Origin of the sequence: Methyloglobulus sp. (assembly GCF_040079455.1) — a bacterium.
Lineage (GTDB): Bacteria > Pseudomonadota > Gammaproteobacteria > Methylococcales > Methylomonadaceae > Methyloglobulus.
The window spans coordinates 1-23,012 of the sequence record NZ_JBEBKJ010000032.1 but is presented as its reverse complement, the minus strand read 5'-3'; the positions used below and the strand labels follow the sequence as shown (position 1 = coordinate 23,012).

Here is a 23,012-nt window from a genome sequence, read left to right as displayed (position 1 = left end):
CCAGGAGAGCTAAGAGAGCTTTAAAAAAACTTCCGCGACACGGTGATGGGCGTGTTGCCTAATGGTCTTGGTTTAGAAGCTATCGAGATTTGGTTTCAGGGTGAGCCGCGGGTGGGGCAGCGGGGGACACTGACCCGGATATGGGCAGCAGTTCCAGGCCGCCTACGTGTTTGGGGCGGTCTGCCCCGCCGAGGGCAAGGCCGCCGCACTGGTCATGCCCAAAGCCAATAGCGACAGCATGTGCAACACCATCTCGATTTGATTTCCACGACCATCTCGCCCGGCAAGCACGGCGTATTGGTTGCGGATCAGGCAGCTTGGCACATGACCGAAAAGCTGCTAATGCCGGAATCTGTCCATCCTACCACTGCCGCCCTACTCGCCAGAGCTTGAACCCCGTCGAACACGTCTGGCAGCAGCTACGGCAATCCGATTGGGCAAACCTGCTTTGCCGACCATGACCAGATCGTTGAAATGTGTTGCCACGCATGGAACCAGTTCGCCAGCCAACCCGACACCATCCAAAATCTGTGTACCCGACAGTGGGCTTTATTAATATGAATATTTATTGGAATTAGTATAACTTCTCTTAAAAAGCCTAATCTTGCTGATAAACCGATGTCGCTTAAGTTGAGGTGCGATGAATATACTGCCAATATTATCGGTTATGTTGTTGGCAAATTCGGCTATGATGCTCATGCAAGAAACAACTAATGTTCAACATGGCACAAAACGCAAAGCCCCTAAAAGCAGTTTTATCTTATCCAAACAAAACAATTGCCTTGCTTTGCCTACAAATCAACCAGCAATTAGCCATTTTGAAACACGTTAAAGCCGTTTTACCCAAAGAATTGGCAAATCATGCTTTACATTGCGTTTTTAATGACAAAAAACTTAATAACAGAAAATTGCTTATTTATACGGATTCTGCAGTCTGGGCTTCCCAATTACGTTTTTATGGCAAAACCTTACTTACAGCTATTGAATCTGTTACCTCAGAGTCAGTGTCCGTATTACAGATTAAGGTGATTAACGTGCCAGAAACTGCAAATACCCGCAAAAAATGCATGACAGCTATTCCTTCTCAAGCCGTAGTCGATGAAATTAATAGCTTTAGTCACACAGTAACAGACACAAAACTCAAACATTCTCTGGAACAGCTCAGTTCAACCTTATCACGTTTACACAATAGAAATAGCTAATCCCTATGCAGCAGACCGAGGCGACTCAGCAGACGGCATGAAAGAAATCGGTGCTTGTTCTTCATCGTCAAACGTGATCTTTTCCCAGGCATCGGTATCGGCTAATAAGGTTCTAAGCAGCTTATTGTTGAGTCCATGCCCCGATTTGTAGCCAGTAAATTGACCGATTAGGCTATGTCCTAACAGATAAAGATCGCCAATCGCATCAAGAATTTTGTGCTTAACGAATTCATCAGCGTAACGCAAGCCGTCTTCGTTTAGGATTTTGTCGTCGTCCACCACAATGGCATTGTCTAGGCTACCGCCCAAGGCAAGATTGTTTTGCCTGAGCATCTCAATATCTTTCATAAACCCAAAAGTCCTGGCTCGACTAACTTCTTTTACGAACGTCGTTGATGAAAAATCCATCGTCGCCGTTTTGACATTATCTTCAAAAGCCGGATGTTCGAAATCAATGGTGAAGGTTACCTTGAAACCATCGAACGGCTCAAAGGCTGCCCATTTATCGCCATCTTCGACCCGCACACTGTGCTTTATGCGAATATATTGTTTAGGACAATCTTGCTCTTCAACACCTGCCGACTGTAGCAAAAACACAAAAGGCCCGGCGCTCCCGTCCATAATAGGAACTTCTGCGGCGCTAACATCAATAATTGCATTATCAATGCCTAGCCCAGCAAAAGCTGAGAGTAAATGCTCTATCGTCGAAATTTTTATATTCCCGGCAACCAAGGTGGTCGAGAGTACAGTTTCGCCGACATTTCCAGGTGTTGCCTGAATAGTGACTGGGAATTCCAAATCCACACGACGAAACCGAATGCCGGTATTGGGTTCTGCCGGACGTAAGGTCAAATACACCTTTTCTCCAGTATGTAGCCCTACACCAGTTGCTCTAATCGTATTTTTTAAGGTTCGCTGTTTAATCATATCGTAAGCCAAGTAAGTGGGGCAGAAGGCAATATTATCACATTCAGCCCCAATGTAAGGTAAAGCAAACCGTAAACGATCAGTCTGCTTGCCGTCTTAAAAAGGCAGGAATGTCCAAATAATCCAAATCCATCTCTTTCTTAGGTTGGGCACCAAACCGAGTTTCCCTGTTTTCAGGCCTGTTTTGCCGCATGACGGTAGGCTTATCCAGCGCCCCATAATTTATTTCACCGGCTGCTGCTTTTTGCATTAGCCTATCTGTTGTCCTGATGATTTGCGCTCGTGGCAAGCCCATTCCGGTAGCAACAACGGTGACTTTTATTTCATCGCCTAGAGCTGAGTCAATAGCTGTGCCAATTTTTATGACGGCATCTTCTGAGGCGAATTCATGAACGATATTGCCAACTTCATTAAATTCAGCAATGCCCATATCAGCGGCGGAAATGTTAACCAAAATACCGCGCGCACCTTGTAAATTGATGTCTTCCAATAATGGGCAAGAGATGGCTTTTTCTGCGGCTTCCCTAGCACGGTTGTCGCCTTTAGCCGTGCCAGTACCCATAATAGCAGCCCCCATGCCTGACATCACCGTCCGTACATCGGCAAAATCCACATTAATCATGCCAGGATGGACAATCAGGTCGGTAATGCCCTGAACTGCATCCAGCAACACGTCATTTGCCGCCTTAAACGCATTCATCAAGGAGGCATTTTTCCCTAATACGGGCAATAATTTTTCATTCGGTATGGTGATGACTGAATCAACATATTTTTCAAGCTCGGCTATGCCTTGTTCGGCTACAGACATCTTCTTTTTACCTTCAAATGAGAAGGGTTTGGTGACAACAGCCACGGTCAATATGCCCATCTCCCTCGCAATTTCAGCTATCACTGAAATGGCTCCAGTACCTGTGCCACCGCCCATGCCGGCCGTCAAAAATACCATATCAGCACCTGTAATAACCTCTTTGATGCGATCTTTGTTTTCTTCCGCCGCTTGTCTGCCAATTTCTGGGTTTGTGCCTGCACCCAAACCTTTAGTCAGCTCAACACCTAACTGAATAATGGTGCTTGTGTTCAATTTTCTAAGTGCCTGTGCATCAGTGTTTGCACAGATAAACTCAACGCCTTCAATATGGCAATCGACCATGTGATTTACCGCATTGCCGCCGCCGCCGCCTACTCCGATAACTTTGATTACCGCATTTTCACTACACATATCCATTAATTCGTATTTCATAATTACACCCTCTTAGTAATATTTGATTTTGATTAAAAATTGCCCTGAAACCAACTTTTCACTTTTGCAAAAAATCCTAAATCCTCTGGATCAACACTCCTGTTCCCACCTTGATGCTCCTTCCCATACATTAACAATCCGACTCCAGTAGAGTGGATCGGATTTTTTACCACTTCTGTCAATCCGTTGACATTTTGTGGCACTCCCATACGCACCGGCATATGGAAAATTTCTTCTGCCAATTCGATTAACCCCATAACCTTTGAACTACCGCCAGTTAATACAATTCCAGCAGCAATCAATTCTTCATAGCCACTACGCCTTAGCTCCGATTGCACGAGCAACATAAGCTCTTCATAACGTGGTTCTATAATCTCAGCTAAATTTTGTGTGGAAATTTTCCGTGGTGGACGGTCGCCAATACTGGCCACTTCAATTACTCCATCAACACTGGCTAATTGGGTTAACGCACACGCGTAATTACGTTTGATTTCTTCCGCATTAACGGTCGGCGTTCGTAAAGCGACGGCAATATCATTAGTCACTTGATCGCCAGCAATGGGAATAACGGCGGTATGCTTAATCGCGCCTTCGGCGAAAATTGCAATGTCGGTCGTGCCGCCGCCGATGTCGATTAAACACACCCCCAGTTCTTTTTCATCTTCGGTTAATACCGAATTGCAGGAAGCCAATTGTTCCAGCACAATGTCTTCAACTTCTAAGCCGCAGCGTCGAATACATTTGATGATATTTTGCGATGCGCTGACACTTCCAGTCACCATATGAACCCTAGCTTCCAGGCGTATGCCCGACATGCCGATAGGTTCTTTGATGCCGTCTTGCAGGTCAATAATGAATTCTTGTGGCAGGATGTGGAGGATCTTCTGGTCTGCAGGAACTGCGACTGCACGAGCCGAATCAATTACCCTGTCGATATCGTACTGGGTGACTTCTTTATCCTTTATCGCCACCACACCGTGTGAATTAAGGCTGCGGATATGGCTACCGGCTATACCTGCAAATACCGATTTTATCTGGCATCCCGCCATCAATTCGGCTTCCTCGATGGCGCGCTGTATGGATTGCACCGTTGATTCCAGATTGACCACAACGCCTTTCTTTAAGCCACGAGAAACCGTAGAGCCTATTCCAATGACTTCTAATGTACCGTCGCTGGATAGCTCACCCACGATAGCAGCAACTTTGGAAGTGCCTATATCTAGCCCAACTATTAAATTACGTTCTGTTTTCTTCGCCATATTATTTGCTCAGTGTCGTCTTTATATTGACAATCTATTTTGTTTCTTGGGTTTTCGGTTTGCCCCAATCTATCGGTTCACTTTCGGGCTTCCATGACACTGCGTAACCATTCGGGTAACGCAAATCAACCAATGCCATCGCAGCAATTTTTTCTTGCCCTAAAATGGGCATGGTATCCAAAAAGCGTTGCAATTTTTTCAACTGCCCAGTACGTCCCAATAGTATTTCCAAGCCTGTTTTTAATTTTATTTCCCAAGCTTCTCGATCATTCACCTTAAATTCTGCCAACTCCAGTGCTTGGTCTTCCAACGCCGTCCTTACGCCCTTCATAATTTCTAATGTTTTGGCTTCTTGCTGTTTTGGCCCTTCTACCAATAACAAGGATTGAAATTGATCCACGCTACTGGGTGTAAATAATTCACCATGCTCTGTAAGCAAGCCATTTTTACCCCAACGCACGTAAGCATTCCGCTCATAAACATCTAAATTAATAATGTCTGGCCACCCACGACTGACCGCTGCACTTTTTACCCAAGGTAACTTAGTAACAGCTTCATGTATTTTCTGCACATCAGCATCAATAATATTGGTCATAACCAACGGCATCATGGCCGTCTTTATGTCGTCTTTCGTAAGGTACTGGGTAACTCCTCTTATACTTACATAACGTATCGGTAGCGATTCGGTAACCTTGTCACTAACGACTTGCTGTTTTAAGCCCCAAGCCGCCAACGCTAAAAGCGCAAAAAACAACAGTGTTTTTACAACTTGCATAGACCATTACCGACAACTGGTTTCCAGGATTTGCCAAACCAACTCATCAAATTCAATACCTGCTTGTTTAGCTGCCATTGGCACCAAGCTATGGTCAGTCATTCCTGGTACGGTGTTAATCTCAATGAGTTGAGGCTGATCCGATTCATCAATGAACACATCGACTCTTGCCCAGCCTTTTATTCCGACTACTTCACCGGCTTTCAATGCCAACTGCTGTAACTGTTTTTCTTGCTCGATATTTAACCCTGATGGGCAATGGTATTTAGTTGTATTAGAATTGTATTTGGCTTCATAGTCATAAAACGCATTGGGTGTTTCCAAACGAATGACTGGCAAGGCTTCGCCATTTAGCAAACCTACGGTATATTCTTTGCCCAACACCCAAGACTCAGCAAAAATGTCACAGTCGAATTCAGCCGCGACTTGCAAAGCTTTTGCCAATTCATCCCGATTATTGGCTTTACTCATACCAATGCTCGAACCCTCATTGGCTGGTTTGACAATGACAGGAAAACCTAACCTTTCAATACAAACATCCAAATCATCAGTGCTTTTCAGTAAATACCACTTAGGCGTAACCAAGCCATAACCTAACCAGCACAATTTGGTTCGCATTTTATCCATACTTAATGCCGATGCCATCACGCCACTGCCAGTATAGGGTATGCCCAGCACTTCCAGCACAGCTTGCAACACACCGTCTTCGCCGCCGCGACCATGAATAATATTGAATACCCGATCAACCTTTTTCCCAACGAGGACATCAATAGGGCTGCCAGTGACATCTATAGCAACGACATCAACTCCCTGGCTTTTTAATGCTTCAAAGACTGCTGCACCGCTTTTCAACGATACTTTGCGTTCCGCCGCAGAACCGCCCATCAAGACTGCTACACGCCCAAAATCTTCTGGTTTTGTTATCACGCTTTTTCCTCGCCTACCATGCACACTTCTGTTTGTAACTCCACGCCATGAAGGTATTGCACCCTTCTTCTGACATATTTAATAAGGTTTTCAATATCTGTTGCTGTTGCTGTACCTGTGTTAACAATAAAATTTGCATGTTTTTCTGATACGCATGCGCCACCGATGCTATAGCCTTTTAATTTCGTCACTTCGATTAATCTAGCCGCAAAATCACCATCAGGATTCTTGAATACAGACCCGCAGCTTGGCTGGTTAGTCGGTTGGGTTTTTGCCCTTGCTTCCAATAAACCTTTAATTTTCTGAATGCTGGCTGCAGAATCGCCTGGAACTAGCGACAAATTTGCGGATAAAAACCATTCATTTTCTGCGCTCTTAATCGAACGGTAATTGATCTCAAAATGCTTTGGGTCTCGCTGTGTAACATCGCCCTTGGTATTGAGCATTTCCACACTTTTTACGATGCGCCAAGTTTCTCCACCAAATGCCCCTGCATTCATTTTCAATGCGCCGCCCATTGTTCCTGGAATTCCCGCCAAAAATTCAGCGTCTGTTAAGCCCTTATCCGCGCAAAAACGAGCTACATGAGCGCACGGAACGCCTGCCTCCACATAAATCGATCCATCGTCAAGCATCCTCATTTCTTTTAAGCGTCCCTTGGTATTCACCACAGTGCCACGGATTCCGCCATCTCTTACCAAGAGATTGCTGCCAAGGCCCATCCAGAATACTGGTTCGTCTGGCGACAAACTTTTTATAAACTCACACAAATCCTGTTTATCAAAAGGGATATAAAGCCGATCAGCCAGTCCACCTACTCGCCAACTGGTGTATTTCGCCAGTGGTTCATTGATTAACAAACGACCTTTTAATTCAGCCATTGCCATGCCCACTTACAACAGCTAATTCTTTTGCCAATAGCTCAGGTAACTGCATGGCGATCTGCCCCACATTTCCCGCACCTACCGTTAAAATCACATCATCCTTCTTGACTATTCCTGCCAGCACGGATGCCAATTCTTCCCAGTTTTCTAAAAAGACCGGATCAACTTTGCCCCGTGTCCGTATCGCGCGGCTTAGTGCCCTGCCATCAGCGCCCGGAATGACGGCTTCCCCTGCCGAATAAACATCCATCAAAATCAGGACATCAACTGTAGAAAGCACATGCACAAAATCTTCAAATAAATCGCGAGTACGGGTATAGCGGTGCGGTTGGAATATGATAATAGAACGTCTGTCAGGCCATGCTTGACGTAAAGCTTCTAGCGTTGCTGCAAGCTCACGAGGATGATGTCCATAATCATCAACAAAGGTCACTTTGCCGTTATTAAATGCCAAATCGCCATTGACCTGAAACCTTCTACCCACGCCCTTGAATGCAGCTAGACTTTTGATGATTGCACCATCAGTAACTTCCAACTTAGTTGCCACAGTTATAGCAGCAAGCGCATTAAGCATGTTATGCCAGCCAGGCATATTTAAAGTGACCCGTAATGCCGTTGGCTTGCCCTTGCGTACCACATCAAACGAGGTATGCATTCCATCTTGTCTTACATTTTCAGCGCGTACATCAGCATCTTGATGGACACCATAAGTAGTTACTGGTTTGGATATTGCTGGCAATACTTCTCTAACGCCTTCGTCGTCAATACACATCACAGCCAAGCCGTAGAATGGCAAATGATGCAGGAATTCGATGAACGTATCTTTCAAACGTTGATAATTGTTCTGGTAGGTCGCCATGTGATCTTGGTCGATATTGGTGACTATCGCCATCATCGGCTGTAAGTACAAGAATGACGCATCACTCTCGTCCGCCTCGGCGACTAAATAATTCCCCAAGCCCAACTTGGCGTTCACGCCCGCGCTGTTCAATCGACCGCCAATCACATAGGTCGGGTCTAGTCCGCCCTCAGCAAGCATGGAAACCGTTAAGCTCGTTGTTGTCGTTTTACCGTGTGTTCCAGCAACGGCAATACCAAACCTGAACCTCATCAATTCAGCTAACATTTCCGCACGAGGAATAACGGGTATCCTGTTTAGATAAGCCTCGTCTACTTCTGGATTGCTACGGTCAACGGCACTGGAAACCACCACCACATCAGCCAGTTTAATGTTTTCTCGTTTATGACCGATTTCTATCGTCAAACCCAATTCAGCCAGCCTTTGGGTGACTGCACTTTCTTTAATGTCTGAACCCGATACGGTGTAACCCAGATTATGTAAAACCTCGGCTATGCCACACATGCCCGTGCCGCCGATACCGACAAAATGTATCCATTTGATATTGCCAAATACACGATTCGGCTCTAATAAGGTATTAGCAATCATCTGTTTGCCTCGCTGATACAAAACTGTGCTACGACTGCTGTTGCATCCATCCGCGCACATTGTTTTGCTGCTTTTGCCATTACATCAAGTTGCTGTTGGGTCTTGCTAATAAGTTCTATCAAGTTCTTTGTACTCAAGTCTTTTTGCGGCAATATCATGCCTGCCCCCGCATCAGATAAATAACGTGCATTAGCCATCTGATGGTCATCTATCGCATTCGGTAATGGAATTAATATGGCTGGCAAGCCCATCGCGGCTACTTCGCTTACAGTCATGGCTCCTGCACGGCAGATGATAATGTCCGCCCACTGATAGGCGGATACCATATCTTTTATGAACGCAGTTGCTTCTGCCTTTACACCTAATTCTTGATAACGTTTGGCTACCTGTTCTTGCATAGCTGTTCCGGTCTGATGCCTTACTTCCAAGGCATTCATGTTTACCAGTGCATCAGGGATGACTTCATTTAAAACTTGTGCGCCTTGACTACCACCTATGATTAATAGCCGTAAACCGTGTTGGTCAACCTTAACTTTTGCTTCTGGCAAATTTTGGAACTGTTTTCGCAATGGGTTGCCCGTGCATTTGGCGTTAAATTCTTTTTTAAAACTATTCGGAAACGCTTCTAAAACTTGGTTTGCGATTTTTCCCAACAATCGGTTGGTTGTTCCAGCAACACGATTCTGTTCATGGATAACCAGCGGTATTCTTAACATCCTTGCCATCAGTCCGCCAGGCCCTGCAACGAAACCGCCCATACCAAGCACCACATCCGGTTTACGCCGGCGTAGAATTGCCAATGCTTGTCCGCAAGCCTGTATCAATTTAAAACCAGATGTCACTTTCGATAGTACGCCTTTCCCACGTACTCCGGTGACGGAAAGCCAATCTATCTCTATCCCGTTTTCAGGTACGACTTTGCTTTCCAATCCCTTATGCGTACCCAGCCAACTGACCTGCCATCCGTTTTCTATAAGCCATTGGGCAACCGCTAGCGCAGGAAACACATGCCCGCCTGTTCCACCTGCCATAATGACTATGCGCTTGCCCATTTTGACCTTGCCTGTGGTGTTTCTATGTTAAGCGCGGCTGTTTCACTGTGTACCCTGAATAACAAAGCAAAAGCGCAGCACATAACCATCATGCTGCTGCCACCGTAACTCATTAAAGGCAATGTCAATCCTTTGGTGGGTAAGATGCCCATGTTGACACCCATATTGACGAACGATTGAAAGCCCAGCCAGATACCCAAACCATAAGCAATAAATGCAGCGAAATGTTGCCCTGATTGCTCAGCAGCAACGGCAATGGTGAAGGCTCGCCATATTAATAAAGCGTATAGGGTAATTACAGTACTCACACCGAGCAAGCCCAATTCTTCACCGATTACCGAAAACAAAAAATCGGTATGGGCTTCCGGTAAGTAAAATAGTTTTTGGATGCCACTACCTAAACCTACTCCAAGCAGCTCACCGCGACCGAAAGATATAAGTGCTTGTGAAAGCTGATAACCCGATTTTAAATAATCCTTAAACGGATCAACAAAACTTACCAGCCTGGCCATTCGGTAAGGTGCAACAATAACTAGTGATGCCGCCAATGCAAACACCAACGACAGCAAAATGATGAACTGCTTTAATCTAGCTCCACCCAAAAACATCACGCCCATAGCGATCATCAAAATCACAACGGCGGAACCAAAATCTGGCTCCAACAATAATAAAATACAGGCAATAGAAAACAACAATAACGGTTTGATAATGCCGTATGCCGAGCCTTGTAAATTCTTCTTATGTCGGGTGACATAGCCTGCCATATAGATCACCGAAAAAAACTTCACCACTTCGGAAACCTGTATCCGAAGTCCTCCTAGCGATAGCCAACGGATACTGCCGTTAACCTTTACGCCTAAGCCTGGAATCAACACGATAACCAGCAAAAACAAGCCGCCGATGAACAAGCCAGAACCGATTTTTTCCCAATTTTCCATTGGAATCTTGGCGATACCTAGGCCCAAGCCTAGCCCCAAGAGAATATGAACTAACTGTCTAATAGGGTAATAAAAACTATCTTGTTTCTGCTCCACTCCTAAGTGTAAGGAAGACGATGCCACCATGATATAACCTATAAACAACAAGCTGACAGTCACGGCGACCAACAAGGGATCTAAGTGAAACCGTTGCGCTTTTAATGTCATGGTTCGGCTATTCATGATCCCGCCAATGCTGCTGGAAATTTTACAAGAGCGTCATCATCAAGTAATCCTAAAACAGCAGCAGTAAATTGATCGCCTCGATCTTGATAATTTTTATATTGATCGAGACTGGCACAAGCTGGCGATAGCAACACACTATCTTCTGGTTTCGCTATGCTTGCCGCAATAGTGACTGCTTGCAGCATGTTTTCTGCTTTGTATACAGGCACACAACCGTTGAGGGCTTGCTCTATCAATTCTGCATCTTTACCCATCAGCACGACGCTTTTTGCTTTTTCTTTGATTGAGGGGACTAACTCGCCCATGTCCGCCCCTTTTGCATCTCCACCAGCAATTAAGATGACTTTGTGGTCATAACCTTGCAATGCCGCAACACAAGCGCCGATGTTGGTTGCTTTGGAATCGTTAACCCACACAACACCACGAATTTCGGCTACCCGTTGCATTCTGTGTGAAAGGCCTTTGAAAGTTTTAAGCGCTTTGCACATAGCTTGTTCATCTAATCCGATAGCCGAACCTAATGCCAATGCAGCCAAGGCATTAGCGGCATTATGTCGGCCTTCAAGTGGCAATTCAGACAAGGCCAGCAAAGGCTTTTCACCGTGCATTAAGTATTCGCTCTCTAGTTCTTTGCCGATCCAGAAGTCGGCTTTTTGTTGGATAGAAAAAGTTAAAGTTCGCCTGCCTTCTTCTTGCATAGCTGCTACGATTGGATCATCAGCATTGATGACCATGACTCCATCACCTATGAAAATCCGCTGTTTTTGTTCAGCGTAGTCTGAAATATTTGCGTGCCTGTCCAAGTGATCGGCAGTGACATTCAGTACAGTCGCGGCAGTAGCATTTAACACTTTAGTTCTTTCTAGTTGAAAACTAGACAGTTCCAGCACATATAAATCTGCTGCTTGTTCCAATAAATCCAATGCGGGTACACCGAGATTTCCACCTACGCCTGCTTTTATTCCTGCTGTATCAGCCATTTCACCCAACATAGTGGTCACTGTACTTTTGCCATTCGAGCCAGTAATCGTAATAACCGGGGTATCAGTAGAACAGGCAAACAAATCAATATCGCCAGTTATTTGCACACCATTATTGATTGCTTTCGCTATGACCTCATCGGTCATGGGTATACCTGGGCTCACTATAAGATGGCTTGCATTACTGAATAAATTTTCGTCAAACGCGCCACTATATATAGCAATATTTGCTAATGCTTCCTGCAATTGTCCTACGTCGGGAAGCTTCTTTCTGCTATCTGCAACAACAAAATCAAACTCTAATTTTGCTAAGTAAAGCGCTATTGAAACACCTGTAACACCAAGGCCTACGACCATGATTTTGGATGTAGCGACATCCAAATCCAAATTGGCTTTTAACCGTTTAATAATGGTGGCTTTATCCAATCTCATCTTAATTTCAAAGTCGCCAAACCGACCAATACCAGAATAAAAGTGATGATCCAAAATCTTACAATCACGCGCGGCTCAGGCCAGCCTTTTAATTCAAAATGATGATGGATAGGCGCCATTTTAAATACCCGCTTGCCGGTCATTTTGTAGGATGCCACCTGAATTATCACGGACACCGTCTCCATGACAAATACCCCACCCATGATGACTAAAACAATTTCCTGTCTTACCAGCACAGCTAATACACCTAAAGCACCACCCAAAGCTAATGCACCTACATCACCCATGAACACCATTGCTGGGTAAGTGTTGAACCATAAAAATCCCAATCCAGCACCTACTAATGCCGCACAAAACACAATCAATTCACCTGCGTTGGGCAGATAAGGAATAGCCAAGTATTCCGAAAATCCGACGTGTCCAGACATGTAAGCAAAAATGCCTAAACCCGCTGCCACCATAACCGTCGGCATTATTGCCAAGCCATCCAGGCCGTCGGTCAGATTGACAGCATTACTGGTACCCACGATGACAAAGTAACTGAGGACAATGTACATCCAGCCCATATCGAGCATGACATCTTTAAAGAAAGGTACGAAGAATTGTGTTTCTGCGGATACTACGGCAGTTTGATAAAGAAACACAGCGGCCATAAACCCGATAACGGATTGCCAAAAATATTTGGCTTTTGCTGACAATCCGTCGCTGTTCCGCTTGACCACTTTGCGATAATCATCAATAAAACCAATAACGCCATAACCCAAAGTAACCAGTAAAATAACCCAGATATAACGGTTGCTGAGGTCAGCCCACAGTAAGGTGCTAAAGGCTATGGCAACTAATATTAACGTACCGCCCATCGTAGGCGTGCCGGCTTTTTCGTAGTGTGATTGTGGGCCTAGTTCTCTAATGCTTTGGCCAATTTTCTTGCGGGTCAATTTCTTTATCATGAAGGGGCCGATAATGAACGAAATTATCAGGGAAGTTAGCGCACCTAAAATGGCCCGGAAGGTCAGGTAATGGAATACCCTGAAGCCGCCTTCGAATGTCATTAAATAGTCCGCAAAATAAAGTAACATGTTTATGTCCTGAAATTTTCCACTAGAGCAGCAGCGACATTCTCCATGCGCTGCGTTCTTGAACCTTTGATCAAAATGGTCTCGTCACCTTTAAGCTCTTTTTTTAATGTGCCTATCAATTCATCCTGGCTATCAAAAAAAGTGGCTCCTTTGCCAAAAACCCTTGCGGTATTTTTGGCATCAGAGCCCAGAGCCAACAGGCGCACAACACCCTTGGAGCTAATTAATTTACCTATTTCTTCATGTATTCTGGGGCTTTCTGGCCCTAATTCACCAAAAGCACCTAGGACAACCCAGTGCTTACCTTTACAATTAGCCAGCACTTCAAGACCCACTTTTAAGGAATCGGCATTGGCATTGTAAGTATCGTCAATGATGATATTACCTAATCGACCAACCAACGGCTGCATTCTTCCCGTTACAGGCTTGACACTTTCAAGACCCGCTTTGATCTGTTCCAGACTTAGATCTAGAGCCAAACCTGCCGCTGTTGCTGCCAACGCATTAAGCACGTTATGCTGCCCAGCCAATTTCAATTTCACTTTTACACTGGCCGATGAAGCCATCAAATCGAAGGTCGTAGCAAAGGCATTGTCGATGATGTCTGTCTGGATATTTCTGGCGGTAATATCAGCGCCTTCAAGTAATCCAAAAGACAACACTTTCCTGTTGCCTGCAATGGATAACCAATATTCGAAGTATTTGTCATCTTTATTAAGTATGGCTACACCCTCCGCCTTGAGGGTTTCTATGATTTCACCTTTGCCTTTGGCAATACCATCCAGGCTACCAAAACCTTCAATATGTGCTGCTCCAGCATTATTAAGGATTACCACATCCGATTTTGCTATAGCGCTTGTGTAAGCAATTTCCCCAAGATGATTAGCGCCCATTTCGATTACGGCATAACGATGATCTTCGTTAAGTCGAAACAATGTCAATGGCACGCCTATGTCATTATTTAAGTTGCCTTTGGTAAACAACACTGAACCTGCCACACCCAGTACAGCAGCGGTCATTTCCTTAACTGTCGTCTTGCCGTTGCTGCCGGTAATGCCCACTACTTTTGCTGTCACGTTATCCCGCCAGGCACCTGCCAATTGCGCTAATGCCAAGCGCGTGTCATCCACCAAAACATGCGGTAATTTACTGGTAAAATTCTTGTTCAATATTGCCGCTGCCGCACCTGATCGTTCGGCCTTATCGACGAATTCATTGCCATCAAATTGATGCCCTTTGATAGCTATATACAGATCGCCAGACTGAATAGCTCTGGTATCGATACTGGCCGATGCAACTTCCACATCAGATCCAACATGCGTTCCGTTTGTCACTTTAGCTATCTCACTGAGCATCATCTTCATTGTGCTGCAAACCTTACTTGTAGCGCCTGTTCTGCAATTTGTTTGTCGTTAAAAGCATATTGGACTCCGCTAATTTCTTGGTAAGTCTCATGACCTTTACCTGCAATCACGATGCAATCATTTTCTGCTGCATTGGCGATGGCATATCGTATTGCCTGTTTTCTGTCCTGTATTAAAACAACCTTATTCGAACTACAACCTGCCAACACTTGGTTGGCGATCTCCATATTGTTTTCAAACCGAGGATTGTCATCGGTGACGATAACTCTATCTGCCCATTGTTCTGCGATACTGCCCATTTGTGGACGCTTACCGGCATCACGATTGCCGCCGCAGCCAAACACCACCCAGAGTGATTGCTGATAGTGCTTACGTAAACTTGCTAACACGCGATGCAACGCATCCGGTGTATGGGCATAATCAATAAACACATTCAGCCCATTTGATTTTGTGCTGCAAGGCTCTAAGCGACCTGTTACCGGTTTTATCGCCTGCATTTTCTTTGCTATATCAGCTAATGATTCACCCAGAGCAAGCATCACACCCAAAACACACAATAAATTCTCCACATTAAAATCGCCAAAAAGCGGTGTCTTTATCTGCTGCACAAAGCCTTGCCAATGCACAGTAAACTCAGTTCCTACCGATGTGTGCCTTACCTCGTCGGCAATCACAGAGACACCTCGACCAATGTTTTTTGCTTTTGTACTTACACCCCATATCGTTACTGACTGCGGCACAGATTTAACTATCTGACTACTGTTTGCGTCATCCAGGTTAATAACTACAAACTCTAGCCTAGGAGCCTCTAATAATTTCAACTTAGCACTCAGATAATTTTCCATAGTGCCGTGATAATCCAAATGGTCGCGGCTGATGTTGGTAAAAACTGCACCTTTAAAGTACACGCCATTTACTCGACCTTGATCCAATCCATGCGACGAAACTTCCATCGCTACTGCTTTCGTTTTTGACTTATCAAACGAAGCCAATATTTGCTGAACAGTTAACGCATCTGGGGTCGTGTTGATCGTTTTGTTAAGTTGCCCCCACTTGCCCCAACCCAAAGTACCGATAATTCCACAACCATCAAGCAGCTGACCCAAAAACTGACTACAGGAGGTTTTACCATTTGTTCCAGTTATACCTATTACATCCAAACTTTGGGATGGATCGCCATAAAATTTTGCCGCCAGCTTACCCAACACAAAGCCGAGATTTTCAACAGGGATAAGGGGAATATCGCTTATATTCTCCGCAATTCGATTACCGTCGCTTGATGGATCAAACAGTATCGCACTAGCCCCTTTTTCAATAACCCTATCTGCATAAGCCAAGCCATGTTGCTTGGTTCCTGCCAATGCTATAAACAAATCACCCGCCACAACTTCTCGGCTATCCAAAGTTATGCCGCTGATGCTCAAATCATCAATGAATTGCAATTCCTCATCGGCAAGAAAAACTAAACCATTCAATAATTCTTTAAGCCCCATACTTGGCTAATCTCAATTCTTCCTAGCTATCAGTATAGGCATGGTGTTTTCCTGGTCGGGCGTTACGCCTAGCAACCTTAACGCACCCCCCATAACCTTGGAAAATACTGGCGCTGAAACCAAACCGCCATAATACTGCCCTGCTGAAGGCTCATCTATCATAACCACTACCACTAAACGCGGATCACTGGCGGGTGCCAAGCCAGCAAAAACTGCAAAATAACTGTCTGCGGAATAGCCATGTGGCCCGGCTTTTTTTGCCGTTCCTGTTTTGCCTGCCACCCGATAACCATCAACTCTGGCTTCGTAAGCTGTACCATCTTTGGTTATCACTGACTCCATCATTTTCCTGACTGTTTTTGCTGTTTTTTTAGTAAATACTCTTTGTGCATCAATATCTTCATCCCGCTTCAACAAGCTTACCGAATGTAAAATACCATCATCAGCCAAAGCCGTATAAGCCCTTGCTAGCTGCAATGCAGAGGTGTTAAGACCATAACCAAATGACAAAGTCGCCTTATCAAAATCATGCATCCGCTTTAATACGGGCATACGACCACTGGTTTCGCCAGGGAATCCTGTAGCAGGCGAAGTCCCAAAACCCACCTTGCTAAATGCCCCCCAAAAATAATCGGCGGGCATTTTCAAAGCCATTCTCGCAACCCCTATGTTGCTCGATTTTTTGATTACGCCTTCCACGGTTAAACGCCCGTAATGATGCGTATCTCTAACGGTATGATTTCCTATAGGAAATTCACCGTCGGTGTCAAAGCTGTCACTAGGTCGGATGTACCTGCCTTCTAAGGCAGCAGCAACCGTAAATGGCTTAACGGTTGAGCCAGGCTCGAATACTTCCGTAAACGCTCGGTTTCTATATAAACTTTCCTTAAGCTCAGCCTTTGCATTTGGGTTAAAAGACGGTTGATTGACTGCCGCCAGTATTTCTCCCGTCTTTGCATCTAAAACCACTAATGCGCCCGATTTAGCTTTATTGACCTTGACCGCATTTTCCAGCTCTCGGTAGGCCAGATATTGAATTCGTTTGTCTATGCTCAATTCCAGGTTTTTGCCTGGAATTGGAGATGCTATGTTTTCTACATCAGCGATGACTTGATGCAAACCATCCTTGATGACCCGTTTTTTTCCATCCGTACCTTTCAAGAGTGCTTCATAACTTTTCTCCAACGCTACTTGCCCCACATCTTCCGCATTGGTAAAGCCGAGCAGATGGGCGGTTACCTCACCGGATGGAAAAAACCGCTTGAATTCCCGAAGGATATCGACACCCGCCAGCTTTAAGTTTTTTACTTGTTCTGCCAAGCTAGGGCTGATTTTTTTTGCCAGATAAGCAAAGCCCTTACTTTTTTTTTCATCGAGAATGCTATTGACCTTGCCGGTAGGCAGATCCAGTAATTTCTCCAGTTGAGCAATCTTTCCTGCCTTTTCTGTTTTGTATGCCGCCTTTATTTCCTGGGTTTGACTTTCAGATAACTTCTGACCACCATGGGCTGCTCTGAATTTTTTTTCCATTTGGGTAATTACACCCTCATCGTCCAAAGCTAACTCCTTCGGATTGATCGCTATTGACGGTGCTGGAGAACTGATTGCTAATGCTTCGCCATTCCTATCTTTTATGATGCCTCGGTAGGACGAAATAGATACCGTATCCACATAGTGGCTATGCTCCTGCAAAAAATCTTTTTTGAACACTTGCAAATGCACGGCACGACCAACAAGCACCAACATACAACTCATGATAAAGCCGAGTAAAAACCGCCTTCTTCCTGAAAAATTACTGACCTGTTCCCGTGGTTTATTAGTATTAGTTAATATCTGCATCTAAGGCTTTATATAGATGATGCTTTCATGCGGCGGCAACACCAGTTTTAATCGTTCTTTGGCAATCCGCTCGACGCGATTTTGTTCAGCTAATGTCGATAATTCCAATTGCATTTGCCCCCACTCCACCTCATATTGATCTAATGCTCGTTCATGGCGTTCAATTTCAATAAATATCGAACGCGAGACGTTCTTACTATAGATAACCGCCAATGCCGAGATCATCAGCATAGCCAGTAGAATTATTAGCACTGCTATATTGACTCGGCTTATAGCGCGATCATTTACCATTACCTAAACCCGCTCGGCTACTCGCATAACCGCACTACGTGATCTTGGGTTTTGTTCAATTTCAAACTTATCTGCCTTCAACGGTTTGCCTCGTTTTACTAAAACACCTTTAGCTATATCCGCTTCCTTAACAGGGAATTTACCTGGGTCGTACTTAGCGCCAGATTCACTTCTTATAAACTGTTTGACTATCCTGTCTTCCAGGGAATGAAAAGAGATCACCACCAAGCGACCGCCTTGGTTCAGTACCCGTATGGATTGCTGCAATACCTCTTTCAATTCATCAAGCTCTTTATTGACTTCTATCCGTATCGCCTGAAAACTGCGCGTTGCCGGATGTTTATGTTTCTCTCGCTTTGGGATAACGCCTTCAATAAGCCTCGCCAGTTCTCGTGTTGTTGTTAACGGTCTTTCCGCCCTGGTTTCAACAATCGCATGGGCGATACGTCTGGCAAAGCGCTCTTCTCCATATTCAAATAACACCCTGACCAATTCCTTTTCATCAATCCTGGATAACCACTTGGCTGCCGTCAGATCAGCGCTGCTATCCATCCGCATATCCAAAGGGCCATCTTGCATAAAGCTAAATCCTCTATCAGGATTATCCAATTGCGGGGACGATACGCCCAGATCCAGCAAAATTCCATCTAGTTTTCCGGTTAAACATTCAGCAGCGATCACACTTTCCAAAGCCGAAAAGCAACTATGTTTTAAGGTAAAGCGCTTATCCTCAAGCATTGCCCTCGCCACATCTGAATCAACTGCATCGACATCGCGATCAAACGCTAACAACCGCCCCGACCCACCTAGCGATGACAATATTCCTTGGCTGTGTCCGCCCCGTCCAAACGTGCCATCCAGATAAATACCATCTTTCTTGATTGCCAACTGCTCCAAAGACTCAGCCAGCATAACGGGTTTGTGCTGCACCTTGACTACGTTTAAAAAGACAAACTGCCTAAATCATCCAGACCGTCAGTGTCATCCTTATCCATAAATTGATTTTCTTCTATGCTCCACGCTTCTTCATTCCAAACTTCAAAACGATTAAGCTGACCTACTAAAACAACCCGTTTGTCTAGGTTTGCAAATTTTCTTAATTTTTCAGGCAACAAAAGGCGACCTTGGGAATCCATTTCACATTCATTGGCACTACCGATTAAGAATCGTTTTAACTTCGTCCCTCTTTTGCTGAAAGCGGGCAATTCTTTTATTTTTTTTTCGAGATCTTCCCACTCAGGCAAGGGATATATCCAAAGACAACCATCCATGCCGACACATTGCTCATCTACAGCTACGGTAACGACCAGTTGACACGCACAAATCTCCTGCACCCGGCCCCGATAACGAGTTGGGATAGCAAAACGACCTTTTTCGTCGAGATTGACTGTGGTATTACCTCGAAACAAGATTCCTCCGTACGTTTTTTGCTATTTAGCTCCACAAAACACCACGAAGCCACACTTGAACGCCACAAAACATCCACTTGAATTTAGAATAGCACAAGCAAAGGGGAATTAAAATAAAAAAATATCTTTTTTGACAATAACTTAGAGGCAAACCAGGGATAGCGTTGACGCTACAAACAGATAAAAATAAATTGTATTTTTATCAGCCTGTTAAATAATTTAGTTAATAAATTACATTAGACTTGAGGACTTGTTTTGGCTTATTCCCGAATAAAATTAAAAAATACTGAGCAATACTTTCGAAAATGAGGGCCTATTGTTCAATAGACAACATTCAACACAAGCAAGTTTGGACGTAAGCGCTCGATTAACTGCATCTATTCCTAGCCGTTAAAATTGTGTCAAAGTAACTTCATTTTGAATATGAGGTTGCGGTTATGTCCGAAACGTCGTCAGAACATGACAAAACTGATAACAATTCCCTAACCGAACAGGAGCAGTATTGGCTTGACCACTATCATCGTTGGCAACAGTCCGAGTTTAGCCTTGCGGGTTATGCCCGCAGCCAAGGTTTGGTGGAGAATACCTTTTATGGCTGGCACGCTAGGTTAAAAAAGCGAGGGCTAGCAAAGCCAGAACCAGCGACCACCGTATTTCACCGCGTCACGGTTAAACCAATCGAACCAACCTCTAACATTAAAGACGGGTTAATTTCATTACGTTTTCGTCTGCCCAATGGTATCGACTGCGAGCTGGTCGGGATCAAGCCTGATAATTTTGCCGGTTTACTGAAAACATTAGCCCAACTCCGCCTATGATGCAGTTTTCTGAACCAACTTGGTCGGTGTATATTTGCGCCAAGCCGGTCGATTTTCGCAAGGGCATGAGTAGTTTGGCAGTGTTAGTTGAGGCACAACTGAAGCTTGATCCCTTCGCCGAAGCGGTATTCGTGTTCAGCAATCGCCGATCAAATGCCATCAAAGCCTTATACTGGGAGCGCAACGGTTTTTGTTTATGGCAAAAGCGATTGGAGAAAGACCGTTTTGTTTGGCCAAAAGCCAATAATACAGGTGTTGTCTCTTTGACTATCCAACAACTGAAATGGTTATTATCGGGGTTCGATGTCAATCGGATGAAGCCGCACCAGACCTTGAACTATCACTCAGTATTGTAGTGGTATTACTGTATTTTCAATCGCTTAATATACAAGATTACAGTATAATAAGCGTTATGGAACAACCACTTGACCTGCCGTATGACATTGCTGCTTTGCGTGAGCTTGTGATCAAATTGCAAGGCGAAGTTCAGCATCTAAATGCTCAAAAAGCCCATTTGCATGAACAAATCCGGTTGTTACTACATAAACGCTTCGGCGCCCATTCAGAGAAATATATCGCCGAACAAGCGGATATTTTTAACGAAGCGGAAGCCAATGCAGAAAATGACAGCATTGGTGAAAACGACCTACCTGAAAATGACAAGCCACCATTCGTCATTGAGAATAGTAATCTCACCAAAATAACAGCCAACAAACCTGGACGAAAAACCCTACCCGCCGAATTACCTCGGATAGAAATTATTCATGACCTTGCTGACGACCAGAAGCGGTGTCCTGAAGGTCACGCCTTAAAAGAAATCGGCACTGAAATCAGCGAACAGTTGGACATCATCCCTGCCAAAGTGCAGGTGTTACGCCATATCCGCAAGAAATACGCCTGCCCATGCTGTGGTAATGGTGTCAAAATCGCTCCCATGCCACCGCAGCCGATTCCCAAAAGTAACGCTTCGCCAGCCCTGTTAGCCTTTGTCGTTACCGGCAAGTTTTTGGACGGCTTACCACTGTACCTGCAGACGAAGCAATTTGACCGAATTGGGGTTAATTTACCCAGAGCCACCTTAGCCAATTGGATGATCCGTTGCGGCGAATTGATTCAACCGTTGATTAATCTTATGCAAGAGCAAATTAATGGCTACCCCATCCAGCAAATCGACGAAACCCGAGTTCAGGTGTTGAAAGAACCCGGCAAGGCCGCCAGCACGCAATCCTATATGTGGATACAACGTGGCGGGCCGCCAGAGCAGCGGATTATTCTGTTCACTTATGCACCGTCAAGAAGCCAAACGATCGCTGAGCAGTTATTGCAAGGCTATCAAGGCTATCTGCAAACGGACGGGTATGCGGCTTATGCTAATGTCTGTACCAAATATGGCTTGAGGCAGCTTGGTTGTTGGGCACACGTGAGAAGAAAGTTTGATGAAGCACTTAAGGCTCAAGGTGAGAATCCACTAAAAGCCAACAGTATCGCCAGCTATGCCTTGGCTACTATCCAAAAGCTGTACCGGATTGAGTCTGAGATCAAACATCTGTCTTCTGAGCAAAAGAGAGTAATCCGTCAGGAAAGTGCATTACCCGTCCTGAACGAAATGAGGATTTGGCTCGACCACGTCTTGACCCAAATCACCCCGAGCAGCTTGACCGGCACAGCCTTGTCTTACCTTGCCAAACAATGGTCAACGCTCACTGTCTATTGCGAAGATGGTCGTTTGGAGATCGACAACAACAGCGTCGAGCGGGCGATCCGACCGTTTGTGATTGGTCGCAACAACTGGTTGTTTACAGATACCGTAAACGGTGCCAAGGCCAGTGCTAATCTATACAGCCTGATCGAAACCGCCAAACTGAATGGACTGGAACCTTATCAGTACCTGTGCCACGTGTTTGCAGCGTTACCTAAAGCGCAAACTATAGATGACATAGATCAACTGCTGCGTTGGCAGATACCTGATGACGCTATCATTACCATCCCTATGAATATGCAGGTTGCATAAGCTATGCTTTTTATATAGTTTTCTATCTATTAATCATAATGACCAAGAATGAAAGCTTAGGTAAAACTTAGAAACATGCTACGGCTATTGTTGTGAGCATGTGACTAACATTTGCTCCGCTTCCTATGATTCTTTAAAAGCATCGGAATCCTTTATTATTTCACCAAAGACAGTGGCTATATCCTTGAATACACTATCGAGAAAAATATTGCGATGCACCGATTCTAAAATCGCCCCAAAAAGACCAAAAATAATAACCCAATTGGTTTCCAACTAGAAAAAACTCTGAATCCATAATCTTTTGCAGGTTTTTTGATTCAGTTGAGACCTTTGCACGACCTCAAGCCCCAAAATGGGTAAAATAAGCCTTTATTCAAGTTCGAGCAATAGCCTATGTCCTGGAAGAACCTAGCCCAAACC

Annotated in this window: 24 protein-coding genes; 6 read left to right on the top strand and 18 right to left on the bottom strand. The window is 44.7% G+C overall.

The features are described from left to right. Positions 1 to 45: 45 nt before the first annotated feature. Complete coding sequence (locus ABL924_RS08785; protein ID WP_349026714.1) at positions 46 to 231, top strand: hypothetical protein; 186 nt, start codon at positions 46 to 48, stop codon at positions 229 to 231. A 9-nt stretch (positions 232 to 240) separates the two neighbouring features. Then, entirely contained in the window at positions 241 to 393 is a 153-nt protein-coding gene (locus ABL924_RS08780) for a hypothetical protein (protein ID WP_349026713.1), read from the top strand. Here the strand turns inward: ABL924_RS08780 and ABL924_RS08775 are convergent. Next, the gene (locus tag ABL924_RS08775; RefSeq protein ID WP_349026712.1) at positions 376 to 525 is read right to left on the bottom strand and encodes a hypothetical protein; all 150 of its coding nucleotides are present in this window, start codon (positions 523 to 525) and stop codon (positions 376 to 378) included. The two genes, ABL924_RS08780 and ABL924_RS08775, sit on opposite strands and share 18 nt — an antisense overlap. A gap of 197 nt (positions 526 to 722) precedes the next feature. Here ABL924_RS08775 and ABL924_RS08770 point away from each other — a divergent pair, with 197 nt between their 5' ends. Then, positions 723 to 1,202 (top strand): DciA family protein, encoded by a 480-nt coding sequence (locus tag ABL924_RS08770; RefSeq protein WP_349026711.1) that lies wholly within the window; start codon positions 723 to 725, stop codon positions 1,200 to 1,202. A 3-nt stretch (positions 1,203 to 1,205) separates the two neighbouring features. Here ABL924_RS08770 and lpxC read toward each other — a convergent pair whose 3' ends face one another. The 17 genes from lpxC to mraZ form a co-directional block, all read right to left on the bottom strand. Then, positions 1,206 to 2,129, bottom strand: coding sequence for a UDP-3-O-acyl-N-acetylglucosamine deacetylase (lpxC, locus tag ABL924_RS08765; protein ID WP_349026710.1), 924 nt, complete (start codon positions 2,127 to 2,129; stop codon positions 1,206 to 1,208). A gap of 79 nt (positions 2,130 to 2,208) precedes the next feature. Beyond that, a complete protein-coding gene (gene ftsZ, locus ABL924_RS08760; RefSeq protein ID WP_349026709.1) occupies positions 2,209 to 3,369 on the bottom strand; it encodes a cell division protein FtsZ in 1,161 nt (386 codons plus the stop codon). 32 nt (positions 3,370 to 3,401) lie between these two features. After that, positions 3,402 to 4,628 (bottom strand): cell division protein FtsA, encoded by a 1,227-nt coding sequence (ftsA, locus tag ABL924_RS08755; protein WP_349026708.1) that lies wholly within the window; start codon positions 4,626 to 4,628, stop codon positions 3,402 to 3,404. Between the two features lie 34 nt (positions 4,629 to 4,662). Then, positions 4,663 to 5,403, bottom strand: coding sequence for a cell division protein FtsQ/DivIB (locus ABL924_RS08750; protein WP_349026707.1), 741 nt, complete (start codon positions 5,401 to 5,403; stop codon positions 4,663 to 4,665). A 6-nt stretch (positions 5,404 to 5,409) separates the two neighbouring features. Then, the gene (locus ABL924_RS08745) at positions 5,410 to 6,330 is read right to left on the bottom strand and encodes a D-alanine--D-alanine ligase (protein ID WP_349026706.1); all 921 of its coding nucleotides are present in this window, start codon (positions 6,328 to 6,330) and stop codon (positions 5,410 to 5,412) included. Beyond that, positions 6,327 to 7,211: a UDP-N-acetylmuramate dehydrogenase gene (murB, locus tag ABL924_RS08740; RefSeq protein ID WP_349026705.1), complete on the bottom strand. Its 885-nt coding sequence runs from the start codon at positions 7,209 to 7,211 to the stop codon at positions 6,327 to 6,329. The genes ABL924_RS08745 and murB overlap by 4 nt, the downstream gene beginning before the upstream one ends. Further along, positions 7,204 to 8,661 carry a UDP-N-acetylmuramate--L-alanine ligase gene (gene murC / locus ABL924_RS08735; RefSeq protein ID WP_349026704.1) on the bottom strand — a complete coding sequence of 486 codons (1,458 nt, stop codon included), beginning with the start codon at positions 8,659 to 8,661 and terminating at the stop codon, positions 7,204 to 7,206. The genes murB and murC overlap by 8 nt, the downstream gene beginning before the upstream one ends. Then, on the bottom strand, positions 8,658 to 9,713 hold the full coding sequence (gene murG, locus ABL924_RS08730; protein WP_349026703.1) for an undecaprenyldiphospho-muramoylpentapeptide beta-N-acetylglucosaminyltransferase: 1,056 nt from the start codon (positions 9,711 to 9,713) through the stop codon (positions 8,658 to 8,660). Before murG ends, murC begins: the two co-directional genes overlap by 4 nt. Next, entirely contained in the window at positions 9,698 to 10,873 is a 1,176-nt protein-coding gene (ftsW, locus tag ABL924_RS08725; RefSeq protein WP_349026702.1) for a putative lipid II flippase FtsW, read from the bottom strand. The genes murG and ftsW overlap by 16 nt, the downstream gene beginning before the upstream one ends. Further along, a complete protein-coding gene (murD, locus tag ABL924_RS08720) occupies positions 10,870 to 12,288 on the bottom strand; it encodes a UDP-N-acetylmuramoyl-L-alanine--D-glutamate ligase (RefSeq protein ID WP_349026701.1) in 1,419 nt (472 codons plus the stop codon). Before murD ends, ftsW begins: the two co-directional genes overlap by 4 nt. Continuing rightward, positions 12,285 to 13,367, bottom strand: a complete 1,083-nt coding sequence (gene mraY, locus ABL924_RS08715; protein WP_349026700.1) for a phospho-N-acetylmuramoyl-pentapeptide-transferase — start codon at positions 13,365 to 13,367, stop codon at positions 12,285 to 12,287. The genes murD and mraY overlap by 4 nt, the downstream gene beginning before the upstream one ends. A gap of 2 nt (positions 13,368 to 13,369) precedes the next feature. Further along, a complete protein-coding gene (gene murF / locus ABL924_RS08710; protein WP_349026699.1) occupies positions 13,370 to 14,731 on the bottom strand; it encodes a UDP-N-acetylmuramoyl-tripeptide--D-alanyl-D-alanine ligase in 1,362 nt (453 codons plus the stop codon). Then, positions 14,728 to 16,224 (bottom strand): UDP-N-acetylmuramoyl-L-alanyl-D-glutamate--2,6-diaminopimelate ligase, encoded by a 1,497-nt coding sequence (locus ABL924_RS08705; RefSeq protein WP_349026698.1) that lies wholly within the window; start codon positions 16,222 to 16,224, stop codon positions 14,728 to 14,730. Before ABL924_RS08705 ends, murF begins: the two co-directional genes overlap by 4 nt. A 12-nt stretch (positions 16,225 to 16,236) precedes the next feature. Next, positions 16,237 to 18,063 carry a penicillin-binding transpeptidase domain-containing protein gene (locus ABL924_RS08700; RefSeq protein ID WP_349026697.1) on the bottom strand — a complete coding sequence of 609 codons (1,827 nt, stop codon included), beginning with the start codon at positions 18,061 to 18,063 and terminating at the stop codon, positions 16,237 to 16,239. Further along, positions 18,064 to 18,354, bottom strand: coding sequence for a cell division protein FtsL (ftsL, locus tag ABL924_RS08695; RefSeq protein WP_349026696.1), 291 nt, complete (start codon positions 18,352 to 18,354; stop codon positions 18,064 to 18,066). It abuts the gene before it with no gap. A gap of 3 nt (positions 18,355 to 18,357) precedes the next feature. After that, on the bottom strand, positions 18,358 to 19,284 hold the full coding sequence (gene rsmH, locus ABL924_RS08690; protein ID WP_349026695.1) for a 16S rRNA (cytosine(1402)-N(4))-methyltransferase RsmH: 927 nt from the start codon (positions 19,282 to 19,284) through the stop codon (positions 18,358 to 18,360). An 11-nt stretch (positions 19,285 to 19,295) separates the two neighbouring features. Then, on the bottom strand, positions 19,296 to 19,763 hold the full coding sequence (gene mraZ / locus ABL924_RS08685; protein ID WP_349026694.1) for a division/cell wall cluster transcriptional repressor MraZ: 468 nt from the start codon (positions 19,761 to 19,763) through the stop codon (positions 19,296 to 19,298). Between the two features lie 437 nt (positions 19,764 to 20,200). On the opposite strand from mraZ, the gene ABL924_RS08680 reads away from it, so the two are divergent. The 3 genes from ABL924_RS08680 to ABL924_RS08670 are packed head-to-tail and all read left to right on the top strand — an operon-like array spanning position 20,201 to position 22,592. Continuing rightward, positions 20,201 to 20,581 carry a hypothetical protein gene (locus ABL924_RS08680; protein ID WP_349026693.1) on the top strand — a complete coding sequence of 127 codons (381 nt, stop codon included), beginning with the start codon at positions 20,201 to 20,203 and terminating at the stop codon, positions 20,579 to 20,581. Beyond that, positions 20,578 to 20,937 (top strand): IS66 family insertion sequence element accessory protein TnpB, encoded by a 360-nt coding sequence (gene tnpB, locus ABL924_RS08675; RefSeq protein ID WP_349026692.1) that lies wholly within the window; start codon positions 20,578 to 20,580, stop codon positions 20,935 to 20,937. The genes ABL924_RS08680 and tnpB overlap by 4 nt, the downstream gene beginning before the upstream one ends. A 56-nt stretch (positions 20,938 to 20,993) precedes the next feature. Continuing rightward, positions 20,994 to 22,592: an IS66 family transposase gene (locus tag ABL924_RS08670; RefSeq protein ID WP_349026691.1), complete on the top strand. Its 1,599-nt coding sequence runs from the start codon at positions 20,994 to 20,996 to the stop codon at positions 22,590 to 22,592. Positions 22,593 to 23,012 lie beyond the last annotated feature (420 nt).

Excerpts from the sequence above, each read along its gene's own strand:
- ftsW (WP_349026702.1), bottom strand. The coding sequence starts at position 10,873 with ATGAATAGCCGAACCATGACATTAAAAGCGCAACGGTTTCACTTAGAT.
- ftsZ (WP_349026709.1), bottom strand. The coding sequence starts at position 3,369 with ATGAAATACGAATTAATGGATATGTGTAGTGAAAATGCGGTAATCAAA.
- murB (WP_349026705.1), bottom strand. The coding sequence starts at position 7,211 with ATGGCTGAATTAAAAGGTCGTTTGTTAATCAATGAACCACTGGCGAAA.
- ABL924_RS08670 (WP_349026691.1), top strand. The coding sequence starts at position 20,994 with ATGGAACAACCACTTGACCTGCCGTATGACATTGCTGCTTTGCGTGAG.
- ABL924_RS08785 (WP_349026714.1), top strand. The coding sequence starts at position 46 with ATGGGCGTGTTGCCTAATGGTCTTGGTTTAGAAGCTATCGAGATTTGG.
- ABL924_RS08750 (WP_349026707.1), bottom strand. The coding sequence starts at position 5,403 with ATGCAAGTTGTAAAAACACTGTTGTTTTTTGCGCTTTTAGCGTTGGCG.
- murD (WP_349026701.1), bottom strand. The coding sequence starts at position 12,288 with ATGAGATTGGATAAAGCCACCATTATTAAACGGTTAAAAGCCAATTTG.
- ABL924_RS08680 (WP_349026693.1), top strand. The coding sequence starts at position 20,201 with ATGTCCGAAACGTCGTCAGAACATGACAAAACTGATAACAATTCCCTA.
- ABL924_RS08705 (WP_349026698.1), bottom strand. The coding sequence starts at position 16,224 with ATGGGGCTTAAAGAATTATTGAATGGTTTAGTTTTTCTTGCCGATGAG.
- murF (WP_349026699.1), bottom strand. The coding sequence starts at position 14,731 with ATGAAGATGATGCTCAGTGAGATAGCTAAAGTGACAAACGGAACGCAT.
- ftsA (WP_349026708.1), bottom strand. The coding sequence starts at position 4,628 with ATGGCGAAGAAAACAGAACGTAATTTAATAGTTGGGCTAGATATAGGC.
- ABL924_RS08700 (WP_349026697.1), bottom strand. The coding sequence starts at position 18,063 with ATGCAGATATTAACTAATACTAATAAACCACGGGAACAGGTCAGTAAT.
- murC (WP_349026704.1), bottom strand. The coding sequence starts at position 8,661 with ATGATTGCTAATACCTTATTAGAGCCGAATCGTGTATTTGGCAATATC.
- tnpB (WP_349026692.1), top strand. The coding sequence starts at position 20,578 with ATGATGCAGTTTTCTGAACCAACTTGGTCGGTGTATATTTGCGCCAAG.
- ABL924_RS08770 (WP_349026711.1), top strand. The coding sequence starts at position 723 with ATGGCACAAAACGCAAAGCCCCTAAAAGCAGTTTTATCTTATCCAAAC.
- lpxC (WP_349026710.1), bottom strand. The coding sequence starts at position 2,129 with ATGATTAAACAGCGAACCTTAAAAAATACGATTAGAGCAACTGGTGTA.
- ftsL (WP_349026696.1), bottom strand. The coding sequence starts at position 18,354 with ATGGTAAATGATCGCGCTATAAGCCGAGTCAATATAGCAGTGCTAATA.
- murG (WP_349026703.1), bottom strand. The coding sequence starts at position 9,713 with ATGGGCAAGCGCATAGTCATTATGGCAGGTGGAACAGGCGGGCATGTG.
- mraY (WP_349026700.1), bottom strand. The coding sequence starts at position 13,367 with ATGTTACTTTATTTTGCGGACTATTTAATGACATTCGAAGGCGGCTTC.